Genomic DNA, 14,279 nt, shown 5'->3' on the forward strand with positions numbered 1-14,279 from the left:
CCATCACTCAGCCGCTATGGCTGTCTCAAGTCTTCTCCTGCTGGCGGTGAGGAGGTCGCTCAGGCTGAATATCCCGACTATCTCACCTTCCTCCTCGATGAGCATGTGCTTGATGCCCTTCTTCGCCATCAGGTCCAGGACTTCCCTGAGAGGGGTGCTTGAGTCGACCTTTATCAGCTCCCCGCTCATTATCTCCCTCACGGGTGTTGTGTTCGGAAGTCCCGGAATGACGACGCGCCTTATTATGTCGCTCTTCGTGAAGAAGCCGACGACCTTGCCCTTCTCAACGACGACGAGAGAACCGATGTCAAACTCCACCATGACCTCGCAGGCCCGCTTTATGGTATCGTCCGGCTCAACGCCGATGAGCTTTCTCGTCATGTAAACCTTAATCGGGGCGTTCGTGTCCATCCCACCACCCAAAATAAAAATGGGGAGACATCGTATATAACATTTCACAGGTGGACGGTCTCAACCTCAAAGGCGTCCTCACGAATGCGCACGAAGAACGCGGTTTCGTTCGGCGCCACCTCGTATTCCGCAGGATGATAGAGCTCTAGGGTCGATGAGACGACCGCGAAGAGTTTCTCCTTCTTCAGAACCAGGAGCTTGCCGTAGTCGTAGTTCAGGGGGTTCTCCATGTATTCGTCGCTCATCCTCGCAGTGACGAAGGCCATGAAGTCCCCGGTCGAGCGGTGGAAGAGGGTCACCGTGTTGAAGAGGGACTTCGTAGTCTCCTCGATGGTTCTGTAGTGGACGAGCAGGTTGCTGAGGCTCGGGTTCTGAAGCTTTCTGCACAGGTAGGTTGCGAAGGCGTAGGTGTCGGAGGCGTTCTCCAGCTCCTTCTCGTCCAGGTCTGCCAGCTCTATAATTCTGGACTTGTCGAGGTCGCCGTTGTGGATGAGCCAGAAGGTGAAGCCATGCCTTGAGGAGAACGCGAAGGGCTGGACGTTGAACAGGCTCTTGACACCCTGGGATGCCGCCCTGGCGTGCACCATGAGCGTTACGAATCCCTCCAGCTCACCTCTGAGGGACTCCACCGCCTCGGTGTCCTCAAAGACGGGTTTCATTGACCTGTAGTGTCTCACGCTTCCGTCCTTTAGCAGCACGTAGCCCCAGCCGTCGCGATGCTGTTTTCCCCTTCCGCGCTTTTCCTTGTAAGGATCGTTTTCGGACGCCTTGACCAGTGCATCCAGGAGGGGGGCGACGTCCCTGCCATCCCCAGCCGCGAAGAGTATTCGACACATGTTTTCCACCGGGCGATACTACTCGACCAACCCCAAAAGCTTTTAGGTTGCCCGGAGCAGAACCTACGTGCTGGGGGGTATGTGCATGGATGAACTCAGGGAAGCGGTGGTCAACGTTCTCAGGAAGGTGCGCGCTCACAGGGGCCTCTACACCAAAAACGAGGAGGCTGTGAAGCAGCATCTCATCGGCGAGATATTTCGGGCCCTCGGCTGGGACTGGAACAACCCGGAGGAGGTTCGACCAGAGGCCAGGACCGAAGATGGAAGGGCGGACTACGCCCTTATGCTGGACGGGAAGGTCTTCGCCTACGTCGAGGCAAAGAACATGGGTGTGAACATCCTGAAAAAGGACGAACCACTGCGCCAGCTGGCGCGGTACTGCTTCAACTCCGGCGTGAGGTACGGGATTCTTACGAACGGCACCGTCTGGATAGCGGTTAAGGCCTTTGAAGAAGGCTCCCGCCTCTGGGACAGGGTTTTAATAGCCGCCAACATCGAGGAGGAGCCCCTTGAAAGGGTCGTTCTCAAGCTTTCCATCCTCTCTAAGTCCAGGATACGGGACGTCGAGAGGCTTGCCTCCCTGCTTAAGGCACTTGAGCTGAGCTTCGAGGGGCTGAAGAGGGAGGGCTATTCCGAAAAAACCCTCGTCGAGTATCTGACTTCCCGCGAGGGCTCCACGACGCTACCCGTTGCCGAACTCCGGGGAGACGAAACCCCCAAGGCAGCTTACGTCTATGATGGCGGCTGGAAGCTCCTGCCTTTACCCGAGAAGAGCATCAAGGGAGTTCTCCTCGCGGTTCTGCTGTACATGGAGAAGACATCTTCGGGCTATCAGAGGGAGGAGATAAGAAAGGCTTATGAGCACCTCAGAACGGTTCAGCTGGACCCCAAAACGGCTCTTGAGATACTCCGGAAGCTTGAGGAAGAGGAAAGGCTGAGAATAGCCGTGGAGCTTTAGACGACCTTCCAGAGCTCGTCGCTTTTGGGCCTCTCCAAGGGCCTCTCACTTCCGTTCTCAACGATCACCTTCACGCCCGGGTCTTCCACGAACTCGCCTATGACTGAGGCGTTTATGCCCTTCCTTCTCAGGGCTTCAACGACCGCATCAACCCGCTCCTTGGGTGCGGCTATCATCAGAGTCCCGGAGCTTATCAGTGCCAGCGGATCTAGGTTGTAGAACCCGCATATCCTCAGCGTCTCTTTCCTTATGGGGATTCTCTCCCGATAAACGCGGAAGCCCAAGCCTGCTGCATCCGCCATCTCGTGGAGGCCGTTGGCTATGCCCCCTTCCGTTGGGTCGTGCATGGCATGGACGCCAACCTCGTTGGCAGTGAGTGCATCCTCCACGACGCTTATCATCTCGATGAAAGACATAGCCTTTTCCACGAACTCCCTTCCGAAGGCCTTCTCCAGCTCTTCGCTTCTCTCACTGGCTATTATCGACGTCCCCTCGAGGCCGGCCCACTTGGTGACGATAATCGCATCCCCCGGCATGGCCCCGTTGGAGGTTACGAGCTTCTCCCTCTCAACCTCACCGAGCATCGTCCCGACGACTATGGGCTTCTCCAGCCCAGGGGTCACCTCGGTGTGGCCGCCGACTATGGCGACCCCGAGCTTTGATGCGCTCTCGTGGAGCTCGCGCATTATCTCGGTGAGGAGCCTCTCATCGGCGCTCTCCGGGAGGAGTATGCTCACAAGAAACCACTTCGGCCTTGCGCCAAAGGTCGCAACGTCGTTGGCGTTGACATGAACCGCATAGAAACCTATCCCCTTTTCGGCCCCGGTTATCGGGTCCGTTGATGCCACGAGAACGGAAGAACCAAAATCGATTGCAGCGGCGTCTATGCCGAGGTCAGCGCCGATTATAACCCTCTCTCCCCTAGCCCCGAGGTGGTTAAAGACCAGCTCCCTGAGCTTCTCCGGGGGGATTTTACCTGGAGGCAGCATTTCAGACTTCCTCAAGCTTTTTCTTGACTTCCTCGGTGTGCCTCTTGGTCTCTTCAAGTGTGTTCCTCAGCTGGGCGAGCTCAAGCTTGAGCTCCCCTAGGGTCCTGTTCATCTGGTAGAAGGCGAAGACCATTATCGCTATCAGTATGAGCCCGAGGACTATGCTTATCCACCCGCTCGGGGTCGATGCGTAGGGCATCATCACACCTCCTTAAGGTTCTTTATGGTCTCATTATCAACGACGAACTTAAAGGGCTTTGCCCGGTAGTACTTCTTTGCCCTGGGGTCGTTGGGCTCCAGGCGGAGCTCGCTCTCGACGAGGTTGGCCTTCTCGAGCTTCTTGAGGTGGAGATAGAGCAGCTGGCGGGAGATGCCGAGGGCCTTGGCCAGCTCGTAGACGTACCACTCCTTTTCGCAGAGCATTTTGAGTATCCTCACCCTCACGGGGGAACTCAGGGCCTCTGCAACCACTGTTATCTCCTGTATGCTCTCGACCATCTCACATCACTCTTGAGCTTCCATAGGGCAGCGGACTCTTACATAAGTTGGTGGGGAGAAATAAAAAGCTTTCGAATCAGCTCCTCAGGAAGGCGTAAAGCAGGGTTCCAAGGAGCGAGAAGGGCGATAGAAGGGCAACGCGGGTGAAAGATGGTAAAGCAGTGATAAAAAAAGAAAATTCAAAAGCGGGTTCACGGCCTTGCGTGGCCGCCGTGCACTGGGAGTACCATACGCTCCCTGAACTTGCCCCTTCCGTTGGCGTATAGCTCAAGCAACTCGCGCCGTATCTGCTCCATGAGGGAGTCGATGGCATCGTAGTCCTTGTTTTCGATGGCTACTTTCAATTGTCCCACAAGTTCCTCCAGCTCCGTGACGTTGATTCCCGCCCGCTCCATGACATTGAGCTGTATCTCAACGCGGTGAACGAATATCTCTGCCCTCATGGCAGGTTCAAAACGCACTTTGACCTCCCACTCGTCGGAGGCCACCCGTATCACGAACTCCGCGTGGGCCTTGGCCGCTATTGCCTGACCGTAGGCCCTTCCGTACTTGCCCATGTCGTAGGCGTCCTTGGCGTTCTCCAGCTCCTTCTCCGCGAGAGCCAGCATCTTGGTTACGAGCATCTCCTCCTGCGGGTCCAGGGTTACGTTCTGGAGCATCTCTCTCGCGGTCGCTATCCTTTCCTCGCTCGCGTTGATGGCCGTGAGTGCCATCTCAGGGGTCACGTTCACCTCAATCTCCGTGATGTTGGCGTGGGTTCTCATCCTCTCCCTGACCCTCTCGGCAACGTGCATCATTACGTGGCTGTGGATTATCGTGATGTTCTTGGGCATTATCTGGAACTTCGCCATTATCCTGATGAGGTCTGTGGTATCGTTGGCGAATATTATGATGCCGTGAACCTTGACGGCCTTCCTGAGAGCCTCCTTTATCGCCCCGGTGTCGTTGCCGGGGACAACTATCACGCTGTTTTCAAACTTTATCCTGAGCTTGACTGTTGCGTTCCAGATGACCGCCACGTTGGTCTCGTATCTGTTCTGGCCCCACCAGCGTTCGACGGTGATGTTGAGATCCTGGAGGTCACTGACGTACTGTTCCACCACGGCATCAGGACCACCGATTATTATCACCTCGTCCGGGGCGTAGCTCATGATCTCCGCCGTAACGTTCGGGTCGTAGGCACCCCACCCTGTGGTTACCACGATGGCCCCGGTAACGTTTGCCAGGTATTCGGCCAGGGCGCAGTCTGCTTCGTTGTCGCTTACCAGAATCACGGTCACTGATGTATCCGCGGCGGCAACCCTTCCGAAGGACAGCGTGGTTGCTACAAGCATCAAACCAAAGAGCAATGCAATGCCTTTTTTCCACATCATACCGCTTCACCTCGATGTTCTCTATGAAATAAGACGTATTTAAGCTTTTTTCACGAAATCGTCCGTTTAGATTCACGTTCGTTTATTGAAGCGGTTCCTTCTCTCTTTTTTCGATTTTTATCGTTAAACAACGTTACCCATCGTTTATTTGCGTTTACAGAAATATGAGAGTAGTTGGTTTTTGTTGAATTGGTGGTATGCGGACATAAACAAGAAAAGGAGTCATGCAGAGACGTAGTAGTACTCGCCCCTCTCCTTCTGCTCCCTGTCCTTAACGCTTCCTTCCTTGTTGGCCCTTGGCCTTCCGGTGTCCGGGTCTCTCCTGAAGGTTATACCGACCGAGGCCAGGAAGCGGTTCATGCCTTCCCTCATTCCCATGGGCTGGAGCGCCCTTCCGCTCTTTCCGGGCTCGCCCTCGAAGACTATGAGCCTGTCGCTGAGGTAGTCGACCATCATGACGTCGTGCTCGACTATCAATGCCGTCTTCTCGTTCTTGGCCATGAGGGAGCGTATGGCCTTTGAGACGGCCAGTCTCTGCTCGACGTCGAGGTGTGCGGAAGGCTCGTCGAGGAGGTACAGGTCAGCGTCGCGGATCAGGCAGGCGGTTATCGCAACCCTCTGGAGTTCTCCACCGCTCAGCTCGTTCACCTTTTTGTCGTAGAGGTCCGGGATGCCGAGCGGGTTCAGGAGTTCGGTCTTGTAGAAGCTGTTCATCAGCTTTCCTGCGTTTATCTTGCTCAGCAGGTCGAAGACCGTTCCCTCGTAGTCCACCTTGATGTACTGCGGCTTGTAGCTTACGGTGAGCGTCCAGTCAACCTCGCCCTCGGTTGGTTTCTCAACACCGGCTAGCATCTTGACGAAGGTGGTCTTGCCTATTCCGTTGGGGCCCACTATGCCGACCACTTCGCCGACGTAGAGCGTTCCGCCCTCCGCCTCGAGCCTGAAGGCCCCGTAGTCCTTCACCAGCCTCGGGTACTCGACCAGTATCTCGCCCTCCTGGCTCTTCCTCTCGCTCTTCTTGGTGAAGCTGACCTCATACGGTCTGAAGCGAACGTTCTCGTCGCGGAGATAGCCGCGCAGGAACTCGTTTATGCCGTTGCGCGTTGACTTCGGCTGGGAGAATATACCGTACGCTCCAGGCTTGCCGTAGACGACGTGGATTATGTCGCTCATGTAGTCGAGAATCGCCAGGTCGTGCTCGACCGTCAGAACGGCCTTTCCGGAGTCGGCAAGCTTGCGGATGATCCTTGCCACCCTGAGGCGCTGCCTTATGTCGAGGTAGCTCGAGGGCTCGTCAAAGAAGTAGAAGTGGGCCTCCCTAAGCATCGCGGCCGCTATGGCCACGCGCTGGAGCTCACCGCCGGACAGCTGCTTTATCTCCCTGTCGAGGATGTTCTCGAGTTCAAGCTCCTTAACAACCTCATCGAACTTGCCCGCCTCGTCGGCCTTCTTCAGCAGGTCCCTAACTTTGCCCCTGACCGCCTTGGGTATCAGATCAACGTACTGCGGCTTGACGACTGGCCTTATCTCGCCCCTCTTCAGCCTCTCGAAGTAGTTCTGGAGCTCGTTGCCGCGGAATGCCCTGATAACGTTGTCCCAGTCCTCGTTGTCGCCGCAGAGATTTGGAACGATTTGCCCGGACAGGGCCTTAACGGCCGTCGTCTTACCCGTTCCGTTCGGTCCGAGAATACCGACTACCATACCGTCCTTGACCACCGGGAGCCTGTAGAGGACGAAGGCGTTTATCCCATAGCGGTGCACACAGCCTTCCTCGAGCTCCTCGGGAAGGTTTACTATGGTTATCGCGTTGAAGGGGCACTTGTGGACACAGATTCCGCAGCCGGTACAGCTTGCCTCCTGGATCACCGGGCGGTAGTTCTCCTCGTCTATGATTATCGCCTCTCCGCCCATTCGATTGACCGGGCAGACGCGCTCGCACAGGAAGTTGCCGCACTTGTCTGGATTACACCTGTCGTAATCGATGACCGCTATCCTCATCACTCACCACCGGGTTAGGCTGAGGGAGAGGGTTTTAAAGGGTTGCGGGATGAATGGTCTCTTATCTTGATTATCTATGCATGAACATCCTTACTGCCCTGACGTCTCACATTTTGCTGGTTAATGTTTTTCAGCTCTTGGATAGTTTACTTGGCTCCAGGGGAGTGCTGACATTCTATGACAATTTTTTCACTGGAAACCTTATTATATCCAAGGAATCAAATGTCCCTATTTAGGACGTGGTACTATGGTCTGGAAAAAGTTCTCCATCCTCCTCGGCTTCCTTCTCTTGGGCTCCCTTTTCTTTGTTCCGGGCTCCACGGCAACCTCCACCTATGTCATTGTGGTGAGTGATAACCCCTCCGACTACGCCGCTGCAAAAGTCGCCTCCTCTGCAATGGGCGCCCCCATAGTGACGACTCCCTGGGGCAGGTTCGACGGTGATGCCTTGGAGAAGCTGCTCTCCCTGGGCCCGGGGGAAGTTCTGATAATCGGCGGCAGGATTGCCGTGCCAGAGAAATACTCTGAAACCCTGGAGGAAAAGGGCATAAAGGTTACGAGGATTTCGGGAGAAGACCGTGCCGAGACCTCTGAGAAGGTTATGAACTGGATACTAGACAACGACTACAAGCTGAGAGGTGACGTCTACCTCGTAGACGGCTGGGACGAGGGCTCGATACTCTACATTCTGGAGAACGAGGAGAACCCGATAATCCTCGCGCTTCCCCATCACGACCTCGTCAACGCGATCCACGAGAAGTCAGGACTCACTGACAAGATGGCGTCGGCAGGCACATATGGTCGGTCGGTGTACGTTTATCCGACGCTCGTGGACAGAGACAACGAGAATTCCAGTCCCTGTCCCAACTGCCACTTGATGGAGGCAGACGAGGCCAAGGCGATTTCTCTCTCTGTGAGCAGGCTCAGGGGACTCTCCGGGACAATCCCCACAGGGGAGGTTAAATCGGCCGTTCTCGAAAAGGCCTCCCTCGCGGAGGAACTCGCTGCCAAGGGCGAGTTTGAGAAGGCCAGAGAAGTCCTGCTGGAGGGTTTTGGACTCACCTACTCAAGCATAGCCGCCGGAAACCCCGGGCCGGCGGATACGAGCTCAGGTAGCAATGGATGAGACCGCTACTTTTTTAGCCGTTCTTTCTAATTTATCTCCATGTCCCTCTTTGAGACACTCAAGCCCCTCAAGTCCGAGATAGCGAGGGTCCACGTTTTTCCTCCTAAGGAAGGCGAGTTCGGCAACTTCCGCTTCGACAATCCCGAAATAAACGCCCTCCTCGAAGAGCTCGGCTTTACCCTCTACCGCCATCAGGTTGAGGCCCTCGAGAGGCTCTACTCGGGAAAAAACATCGTCGTCACCACGCCAACGGCCAGCGGCAAGAGCGAGATATTCCGGCTGGCCATCTTCGACTCCTATCTCTCAAACCCCCGCGCGACTTACCTGCTCATATATCCCACGAGGGCCCTCATAAACAACCAGCTTGAGAAGTTCTCGCTTCAGAACCTCGTCTTCTACCGCCTCACCGGAAAGCACGTGAGCGCGAGGATCCTGACCGGAGACGTCCCGTGGGAGGAGAGGAAAACCTTAATTCGCGAGAAGCCGAGGGTTATCTTCACCACCCCGGACATGCTCCACTACAACATTCTGCGCCGCTGGAGGGACTACGAGTGGCTCCTAAGGAACCTCCGCTATCTGGTCGTTGACGAGCTCCACGTTTACAGGGGCGTCTTCGGGAGCAATGCGGCCTACCTCTTTCGCCGCCTCGACTTCAGGCTAAGGCGCCTTGGGGCGAAGCCCCAGATCATAGCGCTCTCGGCAACGCTCAGGAACCCGAAGGAGTTCGCGGAGAAGCTCTTCAGGAAGGAATTCGAGCCGGTAAGCGGTGCCACCAACCCCTTTCCAAGGAGGTACTTGGTCCTCTTCGAGCCGAAGAACCTTGACGAGAGGCAGCTCCTCCGGGCGGCCGTTGAGAGGCTCGCTGGGGGGGAGGTTAAGACGCTGGTCTTCTTCGACAGCAGGAAGGGGACGGAAAAGCTCCTCCGTTTCCTCCTCAGCTCGCCGGTCTTTCACAGAACGAGTACCTACAAGGGGACCCTGCCGAAGAACGTCCGCTGGGAGATAGAGCGGGACTTCAAGGAGGGCAAACTGCTCGTTCTCCTAACGACCAACGCCCTCGAGCTCGGCATAGACATCGGCGACCTCGATGCAGTCATCAACTACGGCATCCCTCCCGACGGCCTTTTCTCCCTCATTCAGCGCTTCGGAAGGGCCGGAAGGAAGGCCGACAGGGAGGCCCTCAACGCCATAGTCCTCAGAAAGAACGGTCTCGACTACTATTACAGGGATCACTTCGACGAGCTCGTCGATAGGCTGGAGCGGGGAATAATCGAGTACATGCCGGTCAACCTGGAGAACGAGCGCATAGCCAAGAAGCACCTTCACTACCTCCTCACCGAGCTGGGGATAGTCGACTGGGACGAGCTTGACGAGTTTGAGAGGAAGATAGCAGAGAGGCTCGTCATCGAGAGGAAGGCAGACCTGAAGAAAAATCCGCTCACGGGAAGGCTTGAAGTCCGCCTGAGGAAGCCGGCCTTCAGCTACTCGTCACTGAGAACCGCGAGCGACGAGACGTTCTTCCTCGTCAAGGACGAGCCGTGGATAAGGGGCAAGCTGATGGAGAAGTCCTCGCTCAGGGAGTTGCTCAACTTCATCAACTGGCTCAAGCTCAAGGGTTACATCATCGAGGAGGTCGATTCCGACGAGTACCACCGCTCGCTCCTCCCGGGAATGGCCTACTTCTCGCGGGGAGAGCTCTACATGGCCGGAGACAGGCTTTCCCTCGGAAAGTTCCACTTCGTCTTCGCAAGGCAACTTAACCGCTTCTGGGACGTGGAAACCTTCGTGGCCAAGAGGGAGGAAGTGGAGATACTGAAGAGCAGGGAGGAGAAAACCTACCGGGGAGTCGAGATACACCTCGGCCGGCTGAGGGTCAGGCACGTCTACACTGGATTCGCCGTCAAAGGGGCCGACACCGGGAACTACGTCGGTGAGCTGATCAGGTTGAAGGAGGACGGCATCCTACGTGGCGAGATACATTCCCCGATGACTGGCGAGAGAATCGAGGTCGGGGAGGACTTCTCGATCCTCAACTGGGAGAAGTTTGCGAAGGTCGAGTTTGAGGAACCCTACATCAGGGAGTTTGAGACCGATGGAATATGGCTCGTTTTCCCAGATTCGATAAGGGAAGTCACGAGCGAGGAGTTCAGGGAGTTCTTCGATGTGGCCGCCGAGAAGGGCTTTGAAGACCCTGCCTTTACCCTTTACACCAACCTCGACAGGAGGAAGCTCTTCCCGCTCTACCTCGGGACTACCACCCACGTCATAAGGAAGGCCATCGGTGACGCCCTCCAGAGGCTCGGAATCAGCGATGAAGAGCTGGCCTTTGCGATAAAGAAGATGATCGACAGCAAGGACGGAATCGGCTCGGCGCTTCACGCGATAGAGCACAACATGATAAAAATCGCCCCCATCTTCACCTACGTGGATTCGAGGGAGCTCGGCGGCTACAGCTACGCGAGCTTCCCGGGCTTACCCCACGTCGGAAGGCCGGTCGTGTTCATCTACGACGGCAACGAAGGGGGAGCGGGCCTCGCACCGATAATCTACGAGAACGTCGAGATGCTGATGGAGAAGAGCCTTGAGCACCTCCGCTCCTGCCCCTGCCAGGACGGCTGTCCCGTTTGCACGCTCTCCCCGAAGTGCGGCACCTTCAACGAGTTCCTGGACAAGTGGGCCGCGATAAGGGTCTGGGAGAGGGTTCTGGAAAATAAAGTGGAGAGCCTCAATGGGAACTGAATTTTCCAACGGCCTCCCTGAGGAGCGGGTCTTCAACCCAATACCTTTTTTCCGATGAACGAACGAAGCCCGCCTTTTCCAGCGTTTCAAGGTATTTGTAGACGTGCTGTACCTTGGTAGGGGCGAGGCCGATGGATTGAAGCCTCCGGTAGATTTCGGCTCCCCTGAGGGCGCTGGGATAAGCCTCGGCCAGGACTCTGAGGACTCCTATGTAAACCTCACTGTTGTAGACGTTCAGAAAAGCCTCTATGTCCTTCCGCCATTCCTCAAGCGCATACCTCCTGCTTTCCTCAAGGGCCATCGGGAGCGCTTCTTCAGGGCTTTTTCCATCCCTCACGAAGTTGACGACCGTGATGCCGTAGTGGGAGATGAATCCAGGGACTCCCCCCAGCTCTTCAACGGCCCTTGAGAGCTCCAGTTCGTTCGCCACATTTATCCCGTAGCTCCTGAACCCCTCCATGAGGTAGCCCCTTCCTTCTTCGGTGCTCCATCTCGGAAGGGTGAAGATTTCCGCCGAGCGCATGAAGTTGGGCCTTTCGGCTCCTGGGTTTAGATACTCAACCAGCATACCCGGCATTGAACCCGTGAAAACGAGGGAGATGTTCAGATAGCTGTCGGTTATCTCCTGCAGGAGACCCCTGAAGTCGAGGTTCTTCAGCCTCGCCAGAACCTGGGCTTCATCGAATATCAAAACGCCCAGCCTGGCATTCTGGGAGAGGACTCTAACCAGTGTTGAAAAGTCCCTGCTGAACTCTTCGATGCTCGTTTTTCTCACCTCAACACTGAGGCCCCTGAAGGATATTGTATAGCTCTTGCTCGTCGTTATCATCTTCAATGACGTTCTCTTTGGTTCTATATCTGATATTGAAATTGCCCTTGAGCCCATGAAGCGAGAGAAGTTGAAATAGACGTAGTGGTGTCCCCTCTTTCTCCGCAGCTTTTCCGCCATCACGCTGACCACGCTCGTTTTCCCCACCCTTCTCGGGCCGAGGAGAACCGCGGTGTTACCGCGAAGGACTGCACTGAGGAGGTCTTCAACGGCCTTTCTGTGACCCTCCCCCCAGAGACACTCCTCTTCCATCACTGGCCTCGTCCGGAAGAAGTTTTTACATGCCATGTAATTTACACCCCATGTAAATTACATACCATGTAAATTTAAAGGTTCCCCTCAAACGAACTCATGAAGAGCCTCCTGAGCCGGATTCTCCCCCTCGTCCTCTCCGTCAAGAGCCCCATCAGCCCCTCAGCTTCGCCTTTCCTCGTTTCGACGATGAACGTCACCAGCTCGCCGTAGTCCTCTCCAACGACTTTTCCTCCGGAATTCTCAACGGTCTCCCTGACGAGGTGGAAGAGACTGTAGGGGAAGGTGACTTGGAAGCGCTCTGTCTCGTAGACCTCAACGATGCCCGCGTTTTCGATGGCTAAGCTGGCGGCATCGCTGTAGGCTTTGACCAGACCGCCGTAGCCGAGCTTTATGCCGCCGAAGTAGCGGGTAACAACGACGACAACGTTGCTCAACCCTTTGTTCTGGATAACCTTGAGGACGGGCTTTCCCGCACTGCCCTTCGGCTCGCCGTCGTCATCGTACCTGATTGAGAAGTTCTTTCCGTCGTTGATGAGGTAGGCGGAAACGTTGTGCGTCGCGTCGCTGTGGTGGGCCTTGATTTTTGCGATGAACTCCCTCGCTTCGTCCTCCGTCTCCGCGGGCGATGCGTAACCTATGAAAACTGACTTCTTAACCACGAGCTCGGCAGTGCCGACTCCCCTCAGCGTTCTGTAGTCCATAGCTCACCCTCTGAGCGTAGCTATGAGCTTTCTCTCGTCGAGGAGCATGCCTATGGCGTCCTTAACGTCCCTCACAACCACATCGCTAGCGAGAAGGGCGTCGGTTGTCGCTCCCTCAGGTCCTATCACGCAGAAGGCTAACTCCGCGCCTTCCAGCATGGCCACGTCGTTGTTCCCGTTGCCAACGGCTATGTAGGGTTCGTAACCCTTCGCGATTTCTGCCTTCTCGGCACCGCTCGAAACCCTTTCTATCCTCACGGGAAGTTCCCTGAACTCCTCCTCCAGCGTTCCAAAGGTGTCCGCGCTCAGAACGACGACCGTGTACTTGTCCGCAAGCCTTTCGAGGAGATGCTTTACCTCCTCCTCGACTTTTCCGCTTTCTCCAAGTGTGCCGTTGAGGTCGAAAAGGATGCTCTGAGCCCTTATTTCCCCATAGTTCGGTATTTGCATGTTCTCACCACCCCTTATTCAAGTGTAAGGTTTTTAAGGGTTGGAGTCGAAGGCGATAGTGTGTTTAAGAGCGGAGAATTAAAGGTTTGACTACTCGGGGGTAAAAGTTATGAACCTGCTCCAGCGTCGCCTTCAGGACCCGGAGGTGCTCGTACGGCTTAACGCGTTCTTTCTCAGCTACTTTGGATGGATAGCCTTCGGGGTGCTGTACGGAGTTATCGGCCGCTGGAGTGTTGACGTGACCTCTGAGTTCCTGAGGCTTCCTCTAACCTCAAGGGAATTCGTGGTTGGGCTCGTGGAATTTACAAAGAGTATTCCGCCCCTGTATTCGCTCTTTACGGTTGTTTATTACCTGGGCTTTTCGGGCTCGATAGCCCTAATAGTAGCGTATCTCCTCATTTACAAAAAAGACCTTAAGGCCTCGGACGAACTGTTCATCCGCTATCTGATGGCCTACGCCGTGGCGGGGGCTATATACCTCGCCTTCCACATCTACGCGCCCCATATAGTCTACAATCTGCCGGGATACAACTCGTCGAACACGCTCCTGACGAGGCAGGAGTTCGTCCTCCCGTCCCTCCACAACACCATCATAACGATAAACATCGTTACCCTCTGGAGATACAGAAAAGAGCTCGGCGGCAAGCTCCTTATACTGGTGAACACCCTCATACCCTTTGCCACGGTCTTCCTGGGCCATCACTGGGTCTACGACGTTCTGGCGGGCATAGCACTCGGCGCCCTCATAGCCAAAGTCACTGACGGGAGAACGACCCGGATTCCGGAGACCATTTACAACCTGGAGATCGCCTCCCTTCGGAAGGTAACGGTGGTGAACTTCCTCCTCGCGGTTCTCGTCCTTATAGTCGCCGCCAATCCAGACAGGTGGCTGGAGATTATAAACGGGCTCCTTCCAGGCCCCTGAGAAAAACTTATAAACTTCCCGTTAACCTTAACATCGGGTGCCGGGGTAGCCTAGCTCGGCAGGGCGGCGGACTCGTAATCCGCAGGTCGCGGGTTCAAATCCCGCTCCCGGCTCCACAACAAACTTTTGCATGGCAAAAGTTTGATCAAAAAGTTGGTGATTCCTTTTGAAAAGTGTGTGCTGGAGTGGAT

14 protein-coding genes and 1 tRNA gene are annotated in these 14,279 nt (G+C 55.6%); 5 read left to right on the forward strand and 10 right to left on the reverse strand.

Annotated features, from left to right (window positions below; translation table 11 throughout):
• Positions 1-3: 3 nt before the first annotated feature.
• Together A3L10_RS02120 and A3L10_RS02125 are read right to left on the reverse strand one after the other, a co-directional pair.
• Positions 4-411: a CBS domain-containing protein gene (locus A3L10_RS02120; protein WP_088866183.1), complete on the reverse strand. Its 408-nt coding sequence runs from the start codon at positions 409-411 to the stop codon at positions 4-6.
• 44 nt (positions 412-455) lie between these two features.
• The gene (locus tag A3L10_RS02125; protein WP_088866184.1) at positions 456-1,247 is read right to left on the reverse strand and encodes a class II glutamine amidotransferase; all 792 of its coding nucleotides are present in this window, start codon (positions 1,245-1,247) and stop codon (positions 456-458) included.
• Positions 1,248-1,332: 85 nt separating this feature from the next.
• On the opposite strand from A3L10_RS02125, the gene A3L10_RS02130 reads away from it, so the two are divergent.
• Complete coding sequence (locus A3L10_RS02130) at positions 1,333-2,205, forward strand: type I restriction endonuclease (RefSeq protein WP_088866185.1); 873 nt, start codon at positions 1,333-1,335, stop codon at positions 2,203-2,205.
• Here A3L10_RS02130 and A3L10_RS02135 read toward each other — a convergent pair.
• The 5 genes from A3L10_RS02135 to A3L10_RS02155 form a co-directional block, all read right to left on the reverse strand.
• Positions 2,202-3,194, reverse strand: coding sequence for an AIR synthase family protein (locus A3L10_RS02135; RefSeq protein WP_088866186.1), 993 nt, complete (start codon positions 3,192-3,194; stop codon positions 2,202-2,204). The genes A3L10_RS02130 and A3L10_RS02135 overlap by 4 nt on opposite strands.
• Before the next feature lies 1 nt (position 3,195).
• Positions 3,196-3,393 (reverse strand): hypothetical protein, encoded by a 198-nt coding sequence (locus A3L10_RS02140; RefSeq protein WP_088867525.1) that lies wholly within the window; start codon positions 3,391-3,393, stop codon positions 3,196-3,198.
• A gap of 2 nt (positions 3,394-3,395) precedes the next feature.
• Positions 3,396-3,692, reverse strand: coding sequence for an ArsR/SmtB family transcription factor (locus tag A3L10_RS02145; RefSeq protein WP_088180444.1), 297 nt, complete (start codon positions 3,690-3,692; stop codon positions 3,396-3,398).
• 191 nt (positions 3,693-3,883) lie between these two features.
• Positions 3,884-5,065 carry a cell wall-binding repeat-containing protein gene (locus A3L10_RS02150; protein WP_088866187.1) on the reverse strand — a complete coding sequence of 394 codons (1,182 nt, stop codon included), beginning with the start codon at positions 5,063-5,065 and terminating at the stop codon, positions 3,884-3,886.
• Between the two features lie 222 nt (positions 5,066-5,287).
• Complete coding sequence (locus A3L10_RS02155; RefSeq protein ID WP_088866188.1) at positions 5,288-7,063, reverse strand: ribosome biogenesis/translation initiation ATPase RLI; 1,776 nt, start codon at positions 7,061-7,063, stop codon at positions 5,288-5,290.
• Between the two features lie 247 nt (positions 7,064-7,310).
• Between A3L10_RS02155 and A3L10_RS02160 the strand changes: the two genes are divergently transcribed.
• Together A3L10_RS02160 and A3L10_RS02165 are read left to right on the forward strand one after the other, a co-directional pair.
• Positions 7,311-8,189 (forward strand): cell wall-binding repeat-containing protein, encoded by an 879-nt coding sequence (locus tag A3L10_RS02160; protein ID WP_088866189.1) that lies wholly within the window; start codon positions 7,311-7,313, stop codon positions 8,187-8,189.
• A 39-nt stretch (positions 8,190-8,228) separates the two neighbouring features.
• Positions 8,229-10,928, forward strand: a complete 2,700-nt coding sequence (locus tag A3L10_RS02165) for a DEAD/DEAH box helicase (RefSeq protein ID WP_088866190.1) — start codon at positions 8,229-8,231, stop codon at positions 10,926-10,928.
• On the opposite strand, the gene A3L10_RS02170 is transcribed toward A3L10_RS02165, so the two are convergent.
• From A3L10_RS02170 to A3L10_RS02180, 3 genes are read right to left on the reverse strand one after another with little or no spacing between them, the layout of a single operon-like run.
• The gene (locus tag A3L10_RS02170) at positions 10,915-12,045 is read right to left on the reverse strand and encodes an AAA family ATPase (RefSeq protein WP_088866191.1); all 1,131 of its coding nucleotides are present in this window, start codon (positions 12,043-12,045) and stop codon (positions 10,915-10,917) included. The two genes, A3L10_RS02165 and A3L10_RS02170, sit on opposite strands and share 14 nt — an antisense overlap.
• 38 nt (positions 12,046-12,083) lie before the next feature.
• Positions 12,084-12,713 (reverse strand): YigZ family protein, encoded by a 630-nt coding sequence (locus A3L10_RS02175; protein ID WP_088866192.1) that lies wholly within the window; start codon positions 12,711-12,713, stop codon positions 12,084-12,086.
• Positions 12,714-12,716: 3 nt separating this feature from the next.
• A complete protein-coding gene (locus tag A3L10_RS02180) occupies positions 12,717-13,163 on the reverse strand; it encodes an HAD family hydrolase (protein ID WP_088866193.1) in 447 nt (148 codons plus the stop codon).
• A 109-nt stretch (positions 13,164-13,272) separates the two neighbouring features.
• Between A3L10_RS02180 and A3L10_RS02185 the strand changes: the two genes are divergently transcribed.
• Complete coding sequence (locus A3L10_RS02185) at positions 13,273-14,088, forward strand: phosphatase PAP2 family protein (protein ID WP_088866194.1); 816 nt, start codon at positions 13,273-13,275, stop codon at positions 14,086-14,088.
• 39 nt (positions 14,089-14,127) lie between these two features.
• Positions 14,128-14,204, forward strand: a tRNA-Thr gene (locus tag A3L10_RS02190).
• Positions 14,205-14,279: the final 75 nt, after the last annotated feature.

It is taken from the genome of Thermococcus radiotolerans, assembly GCF_002214565.1.
In the GTDB taxonomy this organism is placed as follows: Archaea; Methanobacteriota_B; Thermococci; order Thermococcales; family Thermococcaceae; genus Thermococcus; species Thermococcus radiotolerans.

Bases quoted from the DNA above. Each gene is read 5' to 3' on its own strand.
- A3L10_RS02170 (WP_088866191.1), bottom strand. From the start codon at position 12,045: ATGGCATGTAAAAACTTCTTCCGGACGAGGCCAGTGATGGAAGAGGAG.
- A3L10_RS02150 (WP_088866187.1), bottom strand. From the start codon at position 5,065: ATGATGTGGAAAAAAGGCATTGCATTGCTCTTTGGTTTGATGCTTGTA.
- A3L10_RS02180 (WP_088866193.1), bottom strand. From the start codon at position 13,163: ATGCAAATACCGAACTATGGGGAAATAAGGGCTCAGAGCATCCTTTTC.
- A3L10_RS02130 (WP_088866185.1), top strand. From the start codon at position 1,333: ATGGATGAACTCAGGGAAGCGGTGGTCAACGTTCTCAGGAAGGTGCGC.
- A3L10_RS02125 (WP_088866184.1), bottom strand. From the start codon at position 1,247: ATGTGTCGAATACTCTTCGCGGCTGGGGATGGCAGGGACGTCGCCCCC.
- A3L10_RS02140 (WP_088867525.1), bottom strand. From the start codon at position 3,393: ATGCCCTACGCATCGACCCCGAGCGGGTGGATAAGCATAGTCCTCGGG.
- A3L10_RS02185 (WP_088866194.1), top strand. From the start codon at position 13,273: ATGAACCTGCTCCAGCGTCGCCTTCAGGACCCGGAGGTGCTCGTACGG.
- A3L10_RS02155 (WP_088866188.1), bottom strand. From the start codon at position 7,063: ATGAGGATAGCGGTCATCGATTACGACAGGTGTAATCCAGACAAGTGC.
- A3L10_RS02175 (WP_088866192.1), bottom strand. From the start codon at position 12,713: ATGGACTACAGAACGCTGAGGGGAGTCGGCACTGCCGAGCTCGTGGTT.
- A3L10_RS02135 (WP_088866186.1), bottom strand. From the start codon at position 3,194: ATGCTGCCTCCAGGTAAAATCCCCCCGGAGAAGCTCAGGGAGCTGGTC.
- A3L10_RS02120 (WP_088866183.1), bottom strand. From the start codon at position 411: ATGGACACGAACGCCCCGATTAAGGTTTACATGACGAGAAAGCTCATC.
- A3L10_RS02145 (WP_088180444.1), bottom strand. From the start codon at position 3,692: ATGGTCGAGAGCATACAGGAGATAACAGTGGTTGCAGAGGCCCTGAGT.
- A3L10_RS02160 (WP_088866189.1), top strand. From the start codon at position 7,311: ATGGTCTGGAAAAAGTTCTCCATCCTCCTCGGCTTCCTTCTCTTGGGC.
- A3L10_RS02165 (WP_088866190.1), top strand. From the start codon at position 8,229: ATGTCCCTCTTTGAGACACTCAAGCCCCTCAAGTCCGAGATAGCGAGG.